The sequence below is a fragment of the Candidatus Dedyshia acidiphila genome (assembly GCF_051025295.1).
GTDB lineage: Bacteria > Acidobacteriota > Terriglobia > Terriglobales > Acidobacteriaceae > KBS-83.
In genome coordinates this window covers 1-247 of sequence record NZ_JBMGJV010000216.1, presented here as the reverse complement: position 1 = coordinate 247, position 247 = coordinate 1, and the positions used below count along the sequence as shown (strand labels likewise).

The window sequence follows — 247 nt, the reverse complement described above, 5'->3', positions numbered from 1 at the left end:
ATGCAACGCGAGCAGGCAGTACAGGCGGATGTGTCGGCCAAGAACGGATCCGTGGTGTCGCACCGGTGGCTGGGCGGCAACACGGCGGTGCCGTTCCTGTATGGCTATGACGAGCAGCTGAAAAAAACGATCGAGTACCTGAAGGCGGACACGCTGAACGTGGACCTGTTTGCGTTGGCGAAGCCGGACGGGACGGATGTGATGGCGCCGCTCGGAGCAAAGCCGTTCACGCTGCATCCAGGTGACG

1 pseudogene is annotated in these 247 nt (G+C 61.9%); it reads left to right on the top strand.

Going from position 1 to position 247, the window contains the following annotated elements:
- Positions 1-247 (top strand): annotated as a pseudogene (locus tag AC5IJH_RS18645) (tetratricopeptide repeat protein); the annotation flags it as partial.